Source organism: uncultured Muribaculum sp. (assembly GCF_910583865.1).
Classification (GTDB): Bacteria; Bacteroidota; Bacteroidia; order Bacteroidales; family Muribaculaceae; genus Muribaculum.
The window spans coordinates 1-18982 of sequence record NZ_CAJTYX010000047.1; the positions used below are offsets into that span (position 1 = coordinate 1).

Genomic DNA, 18982 nt, shown 5'->3' on the forward strand with positions numbered 1-18982 from the left:
AGAATCAGGTAAGGGAGGGTATATGCCTTTATTTGTCTTAAATGAAAGAGCCGTGGTAATTGGTGGATAAAGGTTGTGTCACAGGTGGTTGGTGTACGGGTGACCGTGATTCAGAACAGGGAAAGTTGCACCGGTACGGCTGGAACAGGCGCAAGCATCAGTGAGCGTGCAAGCGTCCACCCCTGGGTGCTGTTGCGCAGTCTTACGCTTACAAGGCCTATACAGCCTGATGCGACTTTCCTGATATTTCGCATGAGGTCGGTCGTGGTGGTCATGCCGCTGAAGCGATATGAGGCGATTTCCCTCCCGTGCTGCGAGAGGGTGGCGTAGATTATGTCGGATGTGTGTATGATGCCCATGATTGCAGTATTTTGATGTTGTACTGCAAAGGTATCCCCGAGGGTGGGCGAGAATGATGTACTATCGTGTTAATAGATGATAATTCAACGGCGTTTGCCGCTATGGAACAGTCGAATCAGTTCTCCGGCCCATAGCACGAACGATGTCACCACGATTATTATAACCCAGTCGGTAAACCGGAGAGGAACCACGTTGAAAAATCGGCCGCCGAATTCGATGATCAGGATCTGTCCTACGAATATCGCCCCGGCTATCAGCATGAAACCGCTGCATCCTTTCATGTGGAGGGCGGAGCGTCCTGTGGCGAATGCCCGGGCATTGAACATGTTCCAGAACTGGAGGAATACGAATGTGGTGAAAAAGAGGCTTAGTTCGTAGGGGTCGAGTCCCTTATTGGCGGGCAGGAAGCGCGCGTGCAGCAGATCGGTGAGCGAGTCGATATTGATATGCTCCATGTACCACATGAGTAGGAACATCATTACGAAAAACGCTATGCCGGTGCCGATTATGCTCTGCCACATGGATCGGTTGATGATGAACGCCGTTCGTGGTCTCGGCATCTCGTCCATTACCGACATGGTCGGTGGCAGGGATGCGAGCGCCATGGCGGCGAAAGTGTCCATGATCAGGTTGACCCACAGCATCTGTGTGACGGTGAGCGGTGACTGTAGCCCCATGAATGCTCCTGAGAGCACTATAAGGCATGCCACGATGTTTACCGTCATCTGGAACATCACGAATCGCTGTATGTTGCGGTAGAGCGAGCGTCCCCACATCACGGCTCGTCCGATCGAGGAGAATGAATTGTCGACGATGGTTATGTCCGACGCTTCTTTTGCCACCGATGTGCCGTCGCCCATCGAGAGGCCCACATGGGCGCTCTTAAGCGCCGGAGCGTCATTGGTGCCGTCACCGGTGACGGCCACTACCTCGTTGTTGGCCTGAAGGGCCTCAACGAGGCGTTTTTTGTCGAGAGGGCGGGCGCGCGCTATGATTTTAAGGTCGCCTACACGGTCGCGTAGCTCGGAGTCGGAAAGTTTCTCGAAATCCGGGCCGGTGATTATGTTCCTGTCTGTGTCGTCAGGTTGCCACAGACCGATTTGACGGCCTATCTCCTTGGCGGTAGCGGGTGTGTCGCCCGTGACGATCTTCGTGCGTATGCCGGCGCGAGTCACTGCTGTCACGGCATCGGGCACGTCGGCCCTGACCGGATCTGCTATTGCGGTCATGCCCATGAAGCGCAGTGCCTCGGCATGAAGCTTGCCGTCGATGATTGCTTTCTCTCCATCCTTTACTTCCTGGCAGGCGAAGCCAAGTGTGCGCATGGCCTGGTTCTGGTATCCGAGCAATATGGTGTCGACACTCTCTTTGTCGGCGCCTTCGGGAAAGACAGAGCATAGCGAGTAGACAATCTCCGGCGCCCCCTTCACGTAGAGCATCCGGTGTCCGGACGGGGTGACTACCTCGGTAGCCATGTATTTCCGTTCGGTGGAGAACGGTATTTCGTCTATCACGCGGCATGCGGACTTCAGCGTCAGGTAGTCGATGCCATGGGCGTTGAGCCATAGCAGGAGCGCCCCTTCCGTAGGATTGCCGAGCGGCGAGGGGTGCGACGGGTCGGACATGTCGAGTTGTGCGGTGGAGTTTACTGCTATACCCTCCTCGATGGTGTGGCTCAGGGTGTCGTCGCCGAGTTTGCCGTCTGGCAGGCCGAAGAATGTGCAGTCGGCCACCTGCATGCGGTTCTGGGTGAGCGTGCCGGTCTTGTCTGTGCATATCACTGTGATGGCGCCCATCGTCTCGCATGCGTGCATCTTCCTTACCAGGTTGTTGGTCTTTAGCATTCGTCGCATGGAGTAGGCGAGCGAGAGGGTGACGGCCATCGGCAACCCTTCAGGAACGGCCACGACGACGAGAGTCACCGCAATCATCAGCGTTTGTAGCAGATAGGCTGTGAAGTGGATCCACTCGAAGTCGATATCGGGCGATGTGAGGTACATTATCACGCGGCCTGTCACCACGAGAGCGGCGATTGTGTAGCTTATGCGCGTGATTAGCCGTCCGAGGCCGTCGAGCTGCTCGTTGAGAGGGGTTTTTACTGAGTTGTCGATCTGCGAGGCTACGAACACGCGACCGTTCTCGGTGGCATCGCCCACGGCGGTCACCTCCATTACGCCATGACCTTCCATGACCTTGGTGCCGCGCATAACATGGTCGGAGGGGAACGTGGCCTCGGGGTCGAACTGTGCCGCGTCGGTAGTCTTGTGAGCGACAGGCTCGCCGGTGAGGGTGGATTCGTCTACGCTGAGCGACGAGGCTTCGAGCAGCGTGCCGTCGGCCGGAATCTCCTCGCCGGTGTTAAGGATTACTACGTCGCCCACCACTATGTCTTTTCTGGGAACGGTGGTGACTACACCGTTGCGTATCACCTGCACAGGCTCGTCGTCGTTTACCTGGTTGAGCAGGGCGAATTCACGGTTGGCCTTGACCTCGAAGAAGAATGCCAGGCCGGTGGCGAGGATGATGGCTATGAAGATGCCTACCGGTTCGAAAAACACACCCGCTCCTTCGTCGAGCGAGGTGTATTCATATATGGATATGCCTATCGAGAGCAATCCTGCCACACAAAGTATGATTATGAGCGGATCGTGGAACTTGTCGAGGAACTGACGCCAGAGCGGCACTTTAGCCGGCGGCGTGAGCACGTTTACGCCATGTTTTCTACGGCTCTCTTCTACCATAATGTCGGTAAGTCCCGACAAAGTCTTTTTATCGCTCATGATCAAGTGAATCGCAGGTGTTGTCTATGGATTAGACCCCGTTCCCCAATTTATGTTAAATCAGGGGCGGACAGTCTTTGAGCTATTTTGCTTCAAATCAGAGGGAGCATAGCTGTAGCTATGTGACCGATGATTTGAAGCAAAATAGCTCAAAGACTGTCCGTGGACGGGTGTCGTATTATGGTTTCAAATTCTTTCAGTTAATAATTTTAAAATCCGAATCCGTTCTTGTTATAAAAGTTACCATTCCATCGCATATCTTGAGCGTCTTTTCCTTCGTTCATCAGTCGTGTACTTAAAGTACACTCCATCTTCACAAAGAAAAATCCATCTCAAGATATGCGACCACTGGTTTAACAGAAATTGGGGAACGGGGTCTTACTTGTCGAGCTGGTTGAGGATCGGACGGGTGGATTCCAGGATAGGGAGGTTGGTCTCTGTAGGCACGTAGATTACAGTCTTGTCGCTCAGGTCCGATTGCTGGCGCACCCACAGGTATTGTATATATGTAGGAGTGATTGAGCCATTCTCGATGCGGATAGCCTCCGCCGCACCCTTGGCTCGTTCAATCTCGGCCTGTGCGTTGAGTTTTTCTGCTTCAAGGTTGGCGCGTGCCTCCTCGATCTTTATCTTGCGGTTCTGTTCGGCCTTGGCGAATTCAGCCTTTCCGGCCATCTCCTGCTGCCATACGTTGTACCACGGCACCATGAACAGCATGGCCACTACGAACAGTGCGATGCATATTACGGCGATTACGGCTTTCTTCACTATGCCTTGGGGGAGTTGGGTCTGATTCTGTGTGTACATGACTTTTTTTGATGGGGATGGTTTTGAATGAAGCTGCAAATGTATGCAAATTCGTCGATTATCCCAACTTATGGGGATTAGGATAATGTGAAATTTTTGTGAAATACTTGACTTCGCCTTTTTAATGTATTAATTTTGTGGCGAATTTTAGGGGGCGACGTTTTTCATGCGTTCCCGATGTCGCTCATATGAAACAACAAGGCCGTAAAGGAATCTCTATATTCACATCACGTCTTACCGCCACGCTCAGTGTTGCGATGGTGTTGCTGTTGCTTGGCCTGATAGCCCTTTTGGGTATCGGCGCCCACACCGTGACCACGGGCATACGCAGCAGCGTCGGCTTCGACGTCGTGCTTGCCGACAGCATAAGGCCTGCCGAGGTGGAGACTGTGAGAAAGGCTCTTGTGGCCGCCCCTTATGCTCTTGATGTGACCTATCGTTCGAGCGACGATGCCATGTTCCAATGGCGTCGAGACACCGGCGAGGACCTCATGGAAGTGCTCGGAGTGAATCCTTTCAACGGAGAGATAGAAGTGAAAGTCAAGCCGGAGTATGCAGTCACCGATTCGCTGGCGGCGATAGTGAAGCCGGTGGCACGGATGAGCGGTGTGAAGAAAGTCACCGTCAACGCCCGTATGATCGATGAGGTCAACCGCAATCTGCGCGCCCTTTTCATCGTGCTCGGTTCAGTGGCACTCGTGCTCCTTGTGATTTCGCTCGCTCTTATCAATAACACGGTTCATCTCGACATATATTCCCGTCGGTTTCTCATACACACGATGACTCTTGTCGGAGCTACCGGTTCGTTTATCCGGCGCCCGTTCCTTGTCAGCAATGCGGTAAGCGGTCTTATCGCCGGAGTGATTTCCGGAGCGGTGCTTGCCGGGGCGCTTGCTGCCTTTAGGTCCGGTGATCCGATGCTCGCGGGGCTTGTCTCGTGGCAGTCTGCTGCATGGGTGTTTCCGGCGATGGTGTTAACGGGTGTGTTGATATGCTTTGTCGCCGCTGCATTCTCTACCAACCGTTATCTGCGTGCTTCTTACGACGATATGTTCAGGTAGAATCCGTATGGCATGTTACATTAATAAAAATTTTGCAACTAAATATCGATATGGCAAACAAGCCTTCAGTCACAACTTCTGCAACCGGTGCCGACTCGGCTCTTGACCGGGAGCTTGCCTCGCAGTTTCCGCTTACGCGTGTCAATTTCATAATGATGATAGTGGCCGGAGCCATGATAGTGCTCGGTTTCTGTCTGATGCTTGGTGGTAGCACTACCACTGAGGCGTTCAATCCCGACATATTCTCTACCCGTCGTATAGTGGTAGGTCCGACTATCGCTTTCCTCGGTTTTGTGGCCATGGCGGTCGCGATAGTATGGAGTCCGCGTTCACGAAAGGCATAATAGTATCATGTCTGTCGTGCCGTCATTTCTCTGTAGTTACCATCAATATTCTAAATCAACATTATTTTAACCTATGGATTGGCTTGACGCCCTCATATTGGGCATAGTGCAAGGATTGTCGGAATATTTGCCGATAAGCAGCAGCGGGCATCTTGAGATATTCAAGCAAGTGCTCGGACTTGATCTTGATCCCGATTCTTCTTTGGAATTCAGTGTCATGCTTCATGTAGCTACGGTGCTGAGCACGATTGTCGTGCTGTGGCGCGAGTTTTATCCGCTATGTGTGTCGTTTTTTACGATCAAGCGTGACTATAATTTCTATTATGTGTGCAAGATTCTCGTGTCGTGCATACCTGTGGCCATTGTAGGATTCTGTTTCAAGGATTTCGTCGAATCATTTTTCGGCGGCAATCTCTTCGTAGTAGGGGTGTGCCTGTGCGTCACTGCTCTTCTGCTCTGCTTCGCATACTTTTTCCGCACCCGTCCCGCACTCCTGGGTCATACCGCGCAGGGACGTGACATTACCTGGGTCGACGCGTTTGTGATCGGTTGCGCGCAGGCTGTCGCCGTGCTCCCGGGTCTGAGCCGTTCGGGCACCACGATCGCCACGGGAATCCTACTTGGCGACAATCGCGAGAAGATGGCGTCGTTCTCATTCCTGATGGTCATCATACCCATTCTCGGCGAGGGACTTCTCGACATGAAGAAGATGATTGCCCCGGCTGCCGATGCCGTGCAGAATTCAGGGGGTGATATATCCATGGCATCAATAATCATCGGTTTCCTTGCTTCATTCATTGTAGGTTGTGTTGCCTGCAAATGGATGCTTTCGATCGTGAAAAAAGGAAAACTCGTGTGGTTTGCCGTATATTGTGCCGCCATGGGCATAGTGTGCATGTGCTGGTAATTTCCCCTAAGTTAATATGAATTTCATAAAAGGCGAGATTCTGTATATAGACAAGCCGCACGGATGGACGTCGTTTGACGCGGTTAAGCGTCTGCGAAGCACCTTATTGCGGCGAATGAAGATAAAAAAGCTTAAAGTGGGCCATGCGGGAACGCTCGATCCCCTCGCGACGGGGGTGATGATCGTGTGCACCGGGCGCGCAACCAAGCTTATAGATACGTTGCAGGCAGGCGTTAAAGAATATGTGGCTACAATCGCTTTGGGCGCCACTACGCCGTCGTTCGATCTTGAGACGGAGATTGATGCCACGTATCCTACCGGACATATCACACGTGAGCTTGTCGAGGATGTGCTCAAGAGATTCACCGGCGCCATAGAACAGGTGCCTCCTGCGTTCTCGGCATGCAAGATCGGGGGTGAACGAGCCTATAACATGGCCCGCAGGGGGGAGGATGTGGTGATAAGACCCAAGCTCCTTGTCATAGACGAGATCGAACTGCTTGAGTTTGCTCCCGATAGCATCACCATAAGGGTGGTGTGTAGCAAGGGGACTTACATCCGCGCCCTTGCCCGCGACATAGGCGAGGCCCTCGGCAGCGGCGCACACCTTACGGCGTTGCGGCGCACACGTGTCGGAGATGTATCGGTGGAGGACTGCCTTGACATACCGCGTGCGGTAGAGCTTCTCAAGACCGTCGAGATAGAATCGGACGATGACACCGAAAAAGAATAATTCAAGTAAACTGACATATAATCTCTCATCCCATAAGTATTTATGAAACTCTCACAATTCAAATTCAAGTTTCCCGAAGAGCTGATTGCGACCGAACCTGTGGCTGTGCGCGACGAGGCACGTATGATGGTGGTGCACAAATCGACAGGTGAGATTGAGCACCGCATATTCAAGGAGATAATAAATTATTTTGACGATGGCGACGTAATGGTGTTCAATGACACCAAAGTGTTTCCGGCAAAGCTGATCGGCAACAAGGAAAAGACCGGGGCCAAGATCGAGGTGTTCCTCCTCAGGGAGCTGAATGAGGAGCATAAGCTGTGGGATGTGCTGGTGGAGCCTGCGCGCAAGATTCGCATAGGCAACAAGCTCTATTTCGGCGATGATGAGTCGATGGTGGCAGAGGTGATCGACAATACCACCTCGCGCGGGCGTACGCTACGTTTCCTTTACGACGGTTCGCACGAGGAATTCAAGGAGGCGCTCTACAAGCTTGGCATGACTCCGCTTCCACCCTATATAACACGCGATTCGAAACCTTCGGATGCGGAAAACTACCAGTGTATATTCGCAGCTAAGGAGGGTGCCGTGGTGGCTCCGGCCGCAGGTCTGCATTTCAGTCGTGAACTTCTGAAGCGTCTGGAAATAAAGGGCGTGAAGGATGCGTATCTTACCCTCCATTCAGGTCTTGGCAACTATCGCGACATTGATGTGGAGGATCTTACGAAGCATCGCATGGACTCCGAGGACATGGTGGTGTCGCAGGAACTTGTCGACATCGTGAATGCTGCCAAGGATGAGAACCGACGCGTGTGCGCCGTGGGTACTTCTGTGCTGCGTGGCATAGAGAGTGCCGTGAGCATGGGCGGCCACATGAAAACCTATTCCGGATGGACCAACAAGTTCATCTTCCCGCCATATGATTTCACGGTCGCCACGTCAATGGTGAGCAACTTCCATCTTCCTTATTCGACGATGCTGATGATGGTATGTGCTTTCGGTGGCTACGACCTTGTGATGCAGGCCTATCAGGAGGCCATAAAGGAGAAATACCGTTTCGGCGCCTACGGTGACGCCATGTTGATCGTGGAGTAAGAGGTTGTTTTTAAACGACCTCTAAATCCAACCTTTCTCATTTGGGAAGAAGTGGCAGTATCTCACGGGTGAATATCTCACGTGAGAATATCCTATAGTGGAAATGATAGGCGTCGTTATAGCGCTGGCTGTGGTGGACGACGAAATCTCCGGATTTTAGTTTGTAGCCTATCATCTCACGGTCGGATGCTTCGTCGGCGAATGTGTCGCGGCGTGTCGCAAGCACGCTGTCGATGCGTTGCCACGTCATTTTCCATTGTTCTCCCGACGGCGGGACGATTCCTTCCACGCTTCGCGCGAATGCGTCGAAATACGTGTCGAACGGCACGTACCCGTCGCGTACCACCGATAAGTTCACACGTAGGAAGTTGCCCTCTGCGCCTGTAGGCTCATAGAGCGGGCCTTCCCACGGAATGGCCGTGTCGGTCATTTCATGTCGCAGATAGTCGAGACTTTGCTCACGATTGGCGAGCAAGTGTCCCGGACCGAAATAGTCCTGGAAGAAATTCTTGTACACATCGGCAAGCTGCGATGCGGGATATTCCGTAATCTGGCGGTCGATTGCTTTCGCTATGTCTTTGGACTCGGGAGGGGCGAATGATACGGCGGAGGTGTATGCCCCTATGGCGAATACCGGCAGGAGTAGGTTCCTTATGCGCATGGATGCTTTGATATTGAGATTATATAGTTTGAGTCATCGGCTTCCACCACTTTGGCGTCAAGCCCGTTGAGCCTGAACCATTCGGCCAGTTCAGAGGCAGGAGGAAGATGGTCGCTCTCCGAGTGCTTTTCACGGTGTACGGAGTTGATGAAATGCTCGTCGGACGGGAACGCGACTATTATGGATCCGTTGTCTGACAGATTTATCGCACGAAGCCATTTTATGGTATCGACGGGGGTATGGAGATGCGGATATACGCAATAGAGGAATATCGCGTCGTATTCGCCGTCGATGGTCTCGTTCTCGAAGTCCATGCATAGGAATTCCGGTCTGGGATTCAGCCCGGAGAATTTGCGGCGAGCTATTTCGAGCATTCCTGTAGAATAGTCGATGGCTGTTATCTTGCCGTCAGGGCCGGTCAGTTCGGCAATGGCGGGGAGCAGTACTCCTGTGCCTGTGCCGAGGTCGAGTACCCTGTCGCCGCGCTTTATCCCTGTAAGTGATAATATATGTCTTACATGCTCGGGGGTCGACAATATTTCGTTGGCATCCCATGTCGGTGCCAGTTTGTCGAAAAACTCTCTTTCGTCCATGTCGTGTTGTTGTCGTTAAGTAACTCGTAAGAGTGAGGTAAAAATGCCTCTTATTCCTTAAACATAATTAACGAAAATTTGTTTAAATGACAAGCGAATGGTTAAATTTGCATTCATAATCCCGTTCATGAGTGTATTTTGCCTGGCATAATAATAAATAGTAAATTATAGAAGATAAGTATGAAAAAAGTCTCTGTATGTTTTCTGGCGTCTGTAGGTGCCTTGTCGGCTTTTGCTTCGGAGAGCATGTTGAACGATACTGTGGCATTGAGGAATGTAGAAGTATCCGCGCCTTACAAGACATCGGTGGAACTTACTCCTTTGGCTGTGACGACAGTCACTGCGGCCACTATAGAGAAGAGCACCGAATCGTCGCTCCTGCCGGTATTGCAGAATCATGTGCCCGGAATGTTTGTGACGGAACGTGGCTTCGGCAACTACGGATTGCAGACCGGCGGAGGATCCGTGTCGATACGCGGAGTAGGGGGCGGCAACAAGGTGCTCTTCATGATCGACGGACAGCCCCAATGGGCCGGCATATTCGGACATGCTCTGTCTGATACATATGTAGCCAACGGTGTGGAGCGTGTGGAAGTGGTACGTGGCCCTTCCTCTATGCTTTATGGCTCCAATGCCATGGGCGGCTCGGTGAATATCATCACCCGTCGTGCCACCGGTGACGGTGTAAGCGGACGCGGACAGGCCATGTTCGGATCATTCAACACACAGAAGTTCCGAACCGGTATCTCTTATCGCAAGGGACGTTTCGGAACTACGGCCTCGGGTCAGCTTGACCGTGGCAACGGCAACAGGAAGGGGATGGATTACTGGCTTGCCAACGAGTACCTGCAGATGTACTATACGATCAATGACAGGTGGCAGGTCGGGTCGAACGTGACCATGACGCAATCAAAGTCACACAATCCCGGCACCTTGCAGGAGCCACTTGAAAGCATGTGGACCGATATGTTCCGTGGAACAGCGTCAATATATGCCCACAATAATTACGGCATATGCAACGGCGGAGTGCAGGCATATATAAACTGGGGTGCGCACACGATTGATGACGGATGGACACCCGGAGTTGACGAAGGCCCTACCGACTACCTTTTCCGTTCGCATGATTACAACATGGGCATAACGGCATTCCAGACCATACGTCCTTGGGAAGCAAACGACCTTTCGCTCGGTATAGACTTCGTGCATTGGGGTGGCCGGTCGTGGAATGCTCCTAAGGATAATCCCGGACAGCGCAATGATAAGTTCAAGGAATACGAGAACGAGGTTGCCGGATATGTCATGATGCAGCAGGGATTCTTGGAGAACCTTATCGACGTCAATGCCGGCATACGTCTGCAGCACTCTTCACAATATGGCAACATGTGGGTTCCGCAGGCCGGATTCATCGTGAAGCCTATGGCCGGAAGCTCTGTAAAGTTCTCATGGAGCAAGGGATTCCGCGCTCCTAATCTACGTGAACTTTATCTTTTCCCGCCGCAGAACCCTGACCTGAAGCCCGAGCATCTTTGGAACTACGAGGTTGAGTTACGTCAGTTCCTTCTTGACAACCGTTTGAACGTAGGACTCGGATTCTATTTCATCGACGGCAAGGACATGATTCAGATGGGACGAGTCGAAGGGCGAAACCGGTGGCTCAATACCGGGCGTTTCATCAACAAGGGATTCGAAATCGACGCATCCTATGTCATCAACGCTCAATGGAATGTGATGGCCAACTACAGCTATCTGCATACCGACACAAAGATATTATATGCTCCCAAGAATAAGCTATATGCAGAGGTCAACTATACCCCGGGCCAATGGGCGTTTACCGGTGAGTTGTCGAGTGTATGGGGACTGCTTACCGGCGCTCCCGAAAAAGAGAATTATGCCATGGTCAATCTAAAGGGAGCGTACACGATTGATCGGAAGGATGGGCCTGTCACCGTTTTCCTTAAACTCGATAATATCAACAACAAGCATTACGAGATATTGCAGGGTTGTCCGATGCCCGGTTTCACCATGATGGGCGGCATAGACTTCAAATTCTAATTTCGGATCAGTAAATTATTGGAAATCGCAGGGGTACGAGGATGTATCGTATCCCTGCGTGAATTGTTCAGATGATTATGGGAATAAAGACACGGCTTTCGATTCTGACGTTTCTACAGTTCGCGGTCTGGGGATGCTATCTTGTGTCGCTCGGACAATATCTTGGGGCTGCCGGACTTGGTGCACGGATACAATGGTTTTATGCAGCCGGCGGTTTCGTCGCTCTTTTCGTGCCGGCGCTTATGGGGGCGGTGGCCGACCGGTTCATTCCCGCGCAGAGGTTGCTTGGCGTTTGTCACGGTATGGCGGCGTTTATGATGCTGCTGACGTGGTATTATGGATATACTCATCCGGCCCCTGAATTCGGCCCCTTGTTCTCGTTCTTTGTGCTTTCCGAGCTGTTCTTCATCCCTACGGTCGCCTTGTGCAATTCGGTGTCTTTCGCCTTGTTGAAAAATGACGGTATAAACCCCGTGGATGCATTTCCGCGCATAAGAGTGTGGGGCACGGTGGGATTTGTTGTGGCGATGTGGCTGGTCAACTCTCTGTGGATTGACGGTACGTCGATAGGTTTTACCTTGTCGGAGTACAGTCCCCATGCCATGCAGCGTTTCCAATACACCGTCATGCAGCTTTTTGCGGCTGCTATCGTAGGATTTGTCGCCGCTGTTTACGCTTTTATGTTGCCTGCGGTAGAGGTGTGCCGTCGAAATACGATTTCACGAGACTGGCGCACATGGCCAGTGGTCGGTTCGTTACGTCTGCTTGCTGACATGCGCCTGCTCCCGTTTTTCCTGTTTTCGATGCTCATCGGCGTTGCATTGCAGGTCAACAACGGCTATGTCGCCCCATTCCTTACGCATTTCCGTGGAATGCCCGAGTATGCCGCTACTTTTGGTGCGAGCAATGCTACGTTGCTGTCATCTTTGTCGCAGATTTCCGAAGCGCTATGGATTCTTCCGGTAGGGTGTGTGCTCGCACGTGTTGGCATTAAGCGCACGGTGGCCTTGGCCATATTGGCTTGGGTCGCAAATTTCGCATTCTTCGCCATGGGCGATACCGGTCGCGGCCTATGGCTTATTGTGGCTGCTATGCTTGTCTACGGCGTGGCGTTCAATTTCTTTAACGTAGCCGGTGCGTTGTTCATCGACCGTCAGGCCCCCGCTTCTGACAGGAATGCGGCGCAGGGGCTGTTGATGATGATGACTAAGGGAGTAGGCGCGTCGGTAGGCATGATTGTCGCGGGTGCTGTGGTAAACCGCTTCTGCCATTGGGAGATGTCGGCCGACGGACACCGCTACTTCATGGGCGATTGGAGCGCGGCATGGTGGATATTCGCCGGCTATTGCATGCTTGTACTGGTGTCGTTCCTGCTCTTGTTTCGTGCCGATCCTTCCTCGCGCCAATCCGATTGTCCATGATTAAGGTCATCTGTCGGAGTAACGTTTTATCATTATGCCACGTATAAAATATTCTCTTATTTCAGACGCGGTTTTTATTTGAAGTCTATGGCATGCTTGTCTGTTTTTCGGGAATTTACTATATTTGCAACAGTTTTATGCAATTATCCCCTATAAATGAGGATTTTTGGCAATGTAGAATAATTATATGGAAAAAAGATTACGTATCGCCGTGCAGTCCAAGGGCCGTCTGTATGATGAGACGATGGCCTTGTTTGCCGAGTCGGGCATAAAGCTGACGGCGGTAAAACGCACGTTGCTTGTCCCCTCCCGCAATTTTCCCGTCGAATTCCTGTTTTTGCGCGATGATGACATTCCTGGAACCGTAGCCGACGGTACTGCCGATCTTGGCATCGTGGGTCTTAACGAGGTGCTTGAGAAGGGGAGCGACGTAGAGATAGTGAAAGAACTCGGATTCAGCCGTTGCCGTCTGGCTTTGGCTATACCCCAACATATAGACTATAACGGACTTAGTTGGTTTCATGGCAGGAAGATCGCTACGTCATATCCGCGCATATTGGGTGACTTTCTTGCAGCCAACGGCATAAAGGCCGACATCCATGTGATCAGCGGGTCGGTGGAGATTGCTCCGGGCATAGGATTGGCCGATGCCATATTCGATATCGTGTCGTCCGGATCCACGCTTGTCAGCAATAACCTTGAGGAGGTGCATTCGGTGCTTGATTCGCAGGCTGTGCTTATCAAGAGCGCGGGCAGTACGCTGTCGGCCGATAAGTCGGCGATACTCGACGAACTGCTTTTCCGCTTCGAGGCTGTCAAGGCTGCCGAGGGACGTAAGTACATACTTATGAATGTACCTCGCGAGAAACTTGACGAGGTTCTGGCCATACTCCCCGGCATGAAAAGCCCGACCGTGCTGCCGCTTGCCAATGCCGATTGGTGTTCGGTGCACTCCGTGCTCGACGAGAAGATGTTCTGGCAGATAGTCAGCAGGCTTAAGGCTGCCGGTGCCGAGGGGATACTTGCTCTGGATATTGAGAAAATGATACTCTGACCGATGGATATATTGCGTTATCCGGCACGTGGCGTATGGAGTACGCTGATATCGCGTGCACTGGCCTCGCAGGCCTCGCAGGTGACAGATGTCGTCAGTGCCATAATGGACGATGTGGCCCTGCGCGGCGATACGGCTCTGCGGGAATATGAGGAGCGCTTCACCGGTGCACATGCTGAAAGCCTGGCGGTAGGGAAGGATGAGATTGAACGCGCCGCATCGCTTATCTCCGTTGAGTTGCGGGATGCCATAGAATCGGCTGCCCGCAATATCGCCGCTTTTCATAGCGCCGAGATGCCGTTGCCTGTCGAGGTTGAGACGGCTCCGGGTGTAGTGTGCATGCAGCGTCCGGTAGCCATCGAGCGCGTAGGCCTCTATATCCCGGGTGGAAATTCTCCGCTCTTTTCAACAGTGTTGATGCTTGCCGTTCCGGCAAAGATCGCAGGATGTCCCGACATAGAGTTGTGCACCCCTGCCGATGCCGACGGTAGCATTCATCCAGCTATACTTTATGCCGCCAAGGTGGCAGGGGTCGACCGCATATTCCGCACCGGAGGCGCCCAGGCTATCGCGGCCATGACTTTCGGCACCGCTACAGTTCCGCGGGTCGACAAGATTTTCGGACCGGGCAACCGTTATGTGATGGAGGCCAAACAGCAGGCCGCTTTGCATGGTTGCGCGATTGACATGCCCGCCGGACCGTCGGAGGTGCTTGTCGTGGCAGATGACAGCGCCGATCCGGTGTTCGTGGCTTCCGACTTCCTCTCGCAGGCCGAGCACGGCCCGGACAGCCAGTCGATTCTGCTCACAACGTCACCGCGTCTGATCGATTGCCTTCCCGCCATAATCGATGAGATGCTGTCGCGTCTACCACGCCGCGACATGATGATGAAATCGCTTGGGCATAGCCGGCTGATACTTATGCATGACGATGCGGAGATGATGGAGTTCAGCAACTTGTATGCTCCCGAACACCTGATACTCAACCACCGCGATGCCGACCGGTTGTGCACGATGGTGCGCAACGCCGGTTCAGTCTTTGTGGGCCCCTGGTCGCCGGAAAGTGCCGGAGATTATGCGTCGGGCACGAACCATACGCTGCCGACTTCGGGCTATGCGCGGGCTTACAGCGGTGTGAACATCGACAGCTTCATGCGCAAGATCACATTTCAGAAGCTTACCCGTGAAGGCATAGCCGGCATAGCCCCTGTGGTGATTGCCATGGCCGAGGCGGAGAGCCTCGACGCGCACGCCCTTGCCGCGAAGGTGCGCACAACAACGTATTAACATACCAATCATGGAATCGTCTGTAAAGCGGCTCGTCCGTCCCAATATACTATCCTTGCAGCCTTATACATGCGCCCGTAATGAATACTCCGGAGAGGCGCGCGCATGGCTTGATGCGAATGAAAACAGTATGATTGACGGTCTCAACCGTTATCCGGATCCGCTCCAGGTCGAGGTGAAGAAGCGTCTCGCCGCTCTGCGCGGTGTTGGGGTCGGCAACATCTTTCTCGGTGTCGGGAGCGATGAGTGTATCGACATAGTTTACCGCACGTTCTGCCGTCCCGGCATAGATAATGTCGTGGCCATCGACCCTACCTATGGCATGTATTCGGTGTGTGCCGCCATCAATGATGTGGAATACCGCCCCGTGCGGCTTCGCCCTGATTTTTCCATCGACGAAGAGGCTTTGTTCGCGGCGATGGACGAGAACACGAAGGTGTTATGGATTTGCTCGCCCAACAACCCGACCGGCAACGCTTTTCCTGTCGAACAGCTTCGGCGCATTGCGTCACGTTTCAGCGGGATAACCGTCATTGACGAGGCGTATGTGGATTTTTCGCCACTCGGCTCAATGGTGCCGGAGATTCCGGCACTTCCGAGGCTTATCGTGATGCAGACTTTCTCAAAGGCATGGGCCGCGGCCGCCATGCGGTTGGGAATCGCTTATGCTCACCCATGCATAATAGGCATATTCAACAATGTCAAATATCCATATAATATAAATATCCTCACCCAGCGCGAGGCCATCCGTGTGCTTGATTCAGCCGATGATGTGTTACGTGTGGCCGATTGTCTTGTCGGCGAACGCGAGCGTCTTGCCCGGTCTCTACGCGCGTTGCCGGTCGTGAATAAGGTCTATCCTTCCGATGCCAATTTCCTGCTTGTCGCCACAACAGATGCCGACGGACTCTACGCGTATCTTCGCGACAAGGGCGTGATAGTTCGTAACCGCACGCATGTGACGTTGTGTGCAGGGTGTCTGCGTATTACAGTCGGCACTCCTGAAGAGAACACTATCCTCCTGGATGCCCTTGCGTCTTTCCACGGAGAGTGACTATATTTTACAGAATTCCATTCATCTAACATAAACACAGTATGAACGATAACACACCCCCGCGCGTGCTTTTTATCGACCGCGACGGCACTCTGATCGTGGAACCTCCCGTGGATTTCCAGGTGGATTCCCTTGAAAAACTTGCGTTCATCCCCGGCGCCATACGGGCAATGAACTTTATCGCCACACGTCTGCCCTACAAGCTCGTGATGGTCACCAACCAGGATGGTCTCGGCACACCCTCTTTCCCCGAAGAAACATTTCTCGCTCCTCATCGCAAGATGCTCGATACGTTGGGAGGGGAGGGTGTTAAGTTCGACGACATAATAATCGACCGTACTTTTCCGGAAGATAACGCACCTACGCGCAAGCCGGGCACTGCGCTCCTCGGCGAGTATATCTCGGGCAAATACGATCTGGAGCATTCATATGTGATCGGTGACCGTCTCACGGATGCCATGCTCGCGCGTAATCTCGGCTCCAAAGCCATCTTGCTCGCCGAGCCTGACGAGGAACTGTCGCGTAAGATCGCCGACAACTGCCTGTCTGACACGGTAGTGGCTGTGACACCTTCGTGGGACGACGTGGCATCTATCGTGCAGGGCGGTGTACGTAAGTCACGGTGGTCGCGCGCCACGTCGGAGACAACGATAACGGCTGAGGTCGACCTTGACGGATCCGGCGTCACCGACATACACACAGGCATAGGTTTCTTCGACCATATGCTGGCACAGATCGGCAGGCATGGCGCGCTCGACCTTAAGGTGCATGCCGACGGTGACCTGTATGTCGACGAGCATCACACGATCGAGGACACCGGTATAGTGCTCGGTCACGTCCTGCGCGAGGCGCTGGGCGACAAGATGGGCATTGAGCGCTATGGCTTCATGCTCCCCATGGACGACTCGCTCTGCACCGTGGCCGTCGATTTCGGAGGGCGTCCGTGGATAGTGTGGGATGCCGAGTTCCATCGGGAGAAGATTGGCGACATGCCTACGGAAATGTTTTTCCACTTCTTCAAATCGCTCACCGATGCTGCCGGGATGAACCTGTTTGTGCGTGCGGAGGGCGACAACGAGCATCACAAGATAGAGGGTATATTCAAAGCGTTCGCGCGCGCGCTTCGCCAGGCCGTGCGTCGCGATCCTATGCATTTCACGTTGCCGTCATCGAAGGGCGCGCTTTGAATGCGCTTTCACAATATTCAGACTCATATCGCGTTAAACAAGTATGTCCCGCCATGTGCAGGGGCATACTTGTAATTTATGAAAAGGATTTCCGCGATATATGCATGGGCCGTCGCCGCGATGGCTTCTTTGTTGTTTTCAGCTTGTGTGGAGGATGGTTTTTCGACCAATCCCTCCGACCAGCCTGCATTTTCTACCGACACGTTGCGTCTCGGGCTCGTGTTCACGGGCGAAGGCACGCCTACCCATATGTTCAAGATTCACAACCGACATGACAAAGGCATGATATTGTCATCGTTGCGCTTGCGCGACGATACGTGGCGTGACGTTTTCCGCTTCAATGTCGACGGCATGTCGGGGCGCGACTTCTCCGACGTGGAGATCCGGGCCAACGACTCGATATTCGTGCTTGTGGAGGCTACGTTGCCGGAAAATGGCGCGCAACTCCCCGTAGAGATCAATGCACCGTTAGATATCGTGGTCAACGGCGTGACCTCTACGGTAGTTCTGAATGCCTACGGTCGTGACGTGACACGCCTGTACGAGCCGCGTATCGCTGCCGATACCCGATGGGAAGGTACTAAACCGGTGCAGATATTCGACAGCCTGGTGGTAGAACCCGGGGTGACGCTCACACTCGGGGAGGGGATGCAGCTATGCTTCCATGCCGGAGCGTTCATGCGTGTCTACGGATCGCTCGTAGCTGAAGGTTCTCCGCAGGCTCCTGTAGATATCACAGGCGACCGCTTCGACCAGGTGGTGGGCAGAATCCCTTATGACATAATGTCGGGGCAGTGGGGTGGCATCGAGTTCATGCCCGGCTCTACCGGCAACAGGCTGTCGCATACGGTGGTGCGCAACACCACATGGGGAATCACTCTCGACGGGAAAAGTGCTGTCGAGGAGCCGCAGGCTGCCGACGGCGCATCGCTTTCATTGGATCTCCATAACTGCCGCCTGCGAAACTCTGCCGCCAACGTGCTCACTGTGCGTAACGCTTCGGTAAGGGCCGTAGGGTGCGAGCTTGCAGAGGCTGCGGTCAATGTGGTGGAAGCGGGAGAGGGGAGCAATGTCGTGCTCAACCATTGCACGCTTGCCAACTATTACCTCTTTTCAGCGGTGTCGGGTGCGTTGGTCAACGTCACGGGCGAGGACGCATCGGGAGATGTGAGCAATTCCATCCTCTATGGCAACGGGGCTATAGTTTCGCCGGGCGACCTGTTCGGATATGATTTCTATTTGCGCACGTCGCTACTGAAGCCTAAAAACGGTACTGACGATGACAATTTCATAGGCATACTATGGGGCGAGGATCCGTTATTCTACACCGTCCGTTCCGACTACTATTTCGACTATCGTCTGCGCGACGGCTCTCCGGCTATAGCCGCCGCCGATCCGTCCCTGACTTTGCCTGAAGCGTCGGTCGATTTTTACGGCAACATGCGAGGGGATTCTCCTGCTCTTGGTGCGTACGTCTATATTCCGTCATCGGATTTATGATACATTTTGCCTCCTCCCTCTTATTCATACTATAAATTATTACTGTCCGCTAAACTTTAGAGGGCGATTGAAAAATAGGACCGATT

17 protein-coding genes are annotated in these 18982 nt (G+C 53.2%); 12 read left to right on the forward strand and 5 right to left on the reverse strand.

Going from position 1 to position 18982, the window contains the following annotated elements; genetic code table 11:
- Positions 1-110: 110 nt before the first annotated feature.
- From QZ303_RS09305 to QZ303_RS09315, 3 genes are all read right to left on the reverse strand, one after another.
- Entirely contained in the window at positions 111-359 is a 249-nt protein-coding gene (locus tag QZ303_RS09305; RefSeq protein WP_295732050.1) for a hypothetical protein, read from the reverse strand.
- Positions 360-443: 84 nt separating this feature from the next.
- Positions 444-3140, reverse strand: a complete 2697-nt coding sequence (locus tag QZ303_RS09310; RefSeq protein WP_295732053.1) for a calcium-translocating P-type ATPase, PMCA-type — start codon at positions 3138-3140, stop codon at positions 444-446.
- A 378-nt stretch (positions 3141-3518) separates the two neighbouring features.
- Complete coding sequence (locus QZ303_RS09315; protein WP_295732097.1) at positions 3519-3857, reverse strand: hypothetical protein; 339 nt, start codon at positions 3855-3857, stop codon at positions 3519-3521.
- A 278-nt stretch (positions 3858-4135) separates the two neighbouring features.
- Between QZ303_RS09315 and QZ303_RS09320 the strand changes: the two genes are divergently transcribed.
- From QZ303_RS09320 to queA, 5 genes are all read left to right on the forward strand, one after another.
- A complete protein-coding gene (locus QZ303_RS09320; RefSeq protein WP_295732056.1) occupies positions 4136-5008 on the forward strand; it encodes an ABC transporter permease in 873 nt (290 codons plus the stop codon).
- Positions 5009-5058: 50 nt separating this feature from the next.
- Positions 5059-5352, forward strand: coding sequence for a DUF3098 domain-containing protein (locus QZ303_RS09325; RefSeq protein ID WP_295732059.1), 294 nt, complete (start codon positions 5059-5061; stop codon positions 5350-5352).
- 73 nt (positions 5353-5425) lie between these two features.
- Positions 5426-6259: an undecaprenyl-diphosphate phosphatase gene (locus tag QZ303_RS09330; protein ID WP_295732061.1), complete on the forward strand. Its 834-nt coding sequence runs from the start codon at positions 5426-5428 to the stop codon at positions 6257-6259.
- Between the two features lie 16 nt (positions 6260-6275).
- On the forward strand, positions 6276-6992 hold the full coding sequence (gene truB / locus QZ303_RS09335) for a tRNA pseudouridine(55) synthase TruB (RefSeq protein WP_295732063.1): 717 nt from the start codon (positions 6276-6278) through the stop codon (positions 6990-6992).
- Between the two features lie 42 nt (positions 6993-7034).
- Positions 7035-8087 (forward strand): tRNA preQ1(34) S-adenosylmethionine ribosyltransferase-isomerase QueA, encoded by a 1053-nt coding sequence (gene queA, locus QZ303_RS09340; protein ID WP_295732066.1) that lies wholly within the window; start codon positions 7035-7037, stop codon positions 8085-8087.
- A 37-nt stretch (positions 8088-8124) separates the two neighbouring features.
- On the opposite strand, the gene QZ303_RS09345 is transcribed toward queA, so the two are convergent.
- Together QZ303_RS09345 and QZ303_RS09350 are read right to left on the reverse strand one after the other, a co-directional pair.
- Positions 8125-8748, reverse strand: coding sequence for a hypothetical protein (locus QZ303_RS09345; protein WP_295732069.1), 624 nt, complete (start codon positions 8746-8748; stop codon positions 8125-8127).
- Complete coding sequence (locus QZ303_RS09350; protein WP_295732073.1) at positions 8739-9341, reverse strand: class I SAM-dependent methyltransferase; 603 nt, start codon at positions 9339-9341, stop codon at positions 8739-8741. Before QZ303_RS09350 ends, QZ303_RS09345 begins: the two co-directional genes overlap by 10 nt.
- A gap of 180 nt (positions 9342-9521) precedes the next feature.
- On the opposite strand from QZ303_RS09350, the gene QZ303_RS09355 reads away from it, so the two are divergent.
- The 7 genes from QZ303_RS09355 (at position 9522) to QZ303_RS09385 (ending at position 18896) form a co-directional block, all read left to right on the forward strand.
- Positions 9522-11393, forward strand: coding sequence for a TonB-dependent siderophore receptor (locus QZ303_RS09355; RefSeq protein ID WP_295732076.1), 1872 nt, complete (start codon positions 9522-9524; stop codon positions 11391-11393).
- Between the two features lie 77 nt (positions 11394-11470).
- Positions 11471-12814 carry an MFS transporter gene (locus tag QZ303_RS09360; protein ID WP_295732079.1) on the forward strand — a complete coding sequence of 448 codons (1344 nt, stop codon included), beginning with the start codon at positions 11471-11473 and terminating at the stop codon, positions 12812-12814.
- Between the two features lie 187 nt (positions 12815-13001).
- Positions 13002-13868: an ATP phosphoribosyltransferase gene (gene hisG, locus QZ303_RS09365; RefSeq protein ID WP_295732082.1), complete on the forward strand. Its 867-nt coding sequence runs from the start codon at positions 13002-13004 to the stop codon at positions 13866-13868.
- Between the two features lie 3 nt (positions 13869-13871).
- Positions 13872-15155 (forward strand): histidinol dehydrogenase, encoded by a 1284-nt coding sequence (hisD, locus tag QZ303_RS09370; protein ID WP_295732085.1) that lies wholly within the window; start codon positions 13872-13874, stop codon positions 15153-15155.
- Positions 15156-15165: 10 nt separating this feature from the next.
- The gene (hisC, locus tag QZ303_RS09375) at positions 15166-16209 is read left to right on the forward strand and encodes a histidinol-phosphate transaminase (protein WP_295732087.1); all 1044 of its coding nucleotides are present in this window, start codon (positions 15166-15168) and stop codon (positions 16207-16209) included.
- A gap of 41 nt (positions 16210-16250) precedes the next feature.
- Entirely contained in the window at positions 16251-17396 is a 1146-nt protein-coding gene (gene hisB, locus QZ303_RS09380; RefSeq protein WP_295732091.1) for a bifunctional histidinol-phosphatase/imidazoleglycerol-phosphate dehydratase HisB, read from the forward strand.
- A 78-nt stretch (positions 17397-17474) separates the two neighbouring features.
- The gene (locus QZ303_RS09385; RefSeq protein ID WP_295732094.1) at positions 17475-18896 is read left to right on the forward strand and encodes a hypothetical protein; all 1422 of its coding nucleotides are present in this window, start codon (positions 17475-17477) and stop codon (positions 18894-18896) included.
- Positions 18897-18982: the final 86 nt, after the last annotated feature.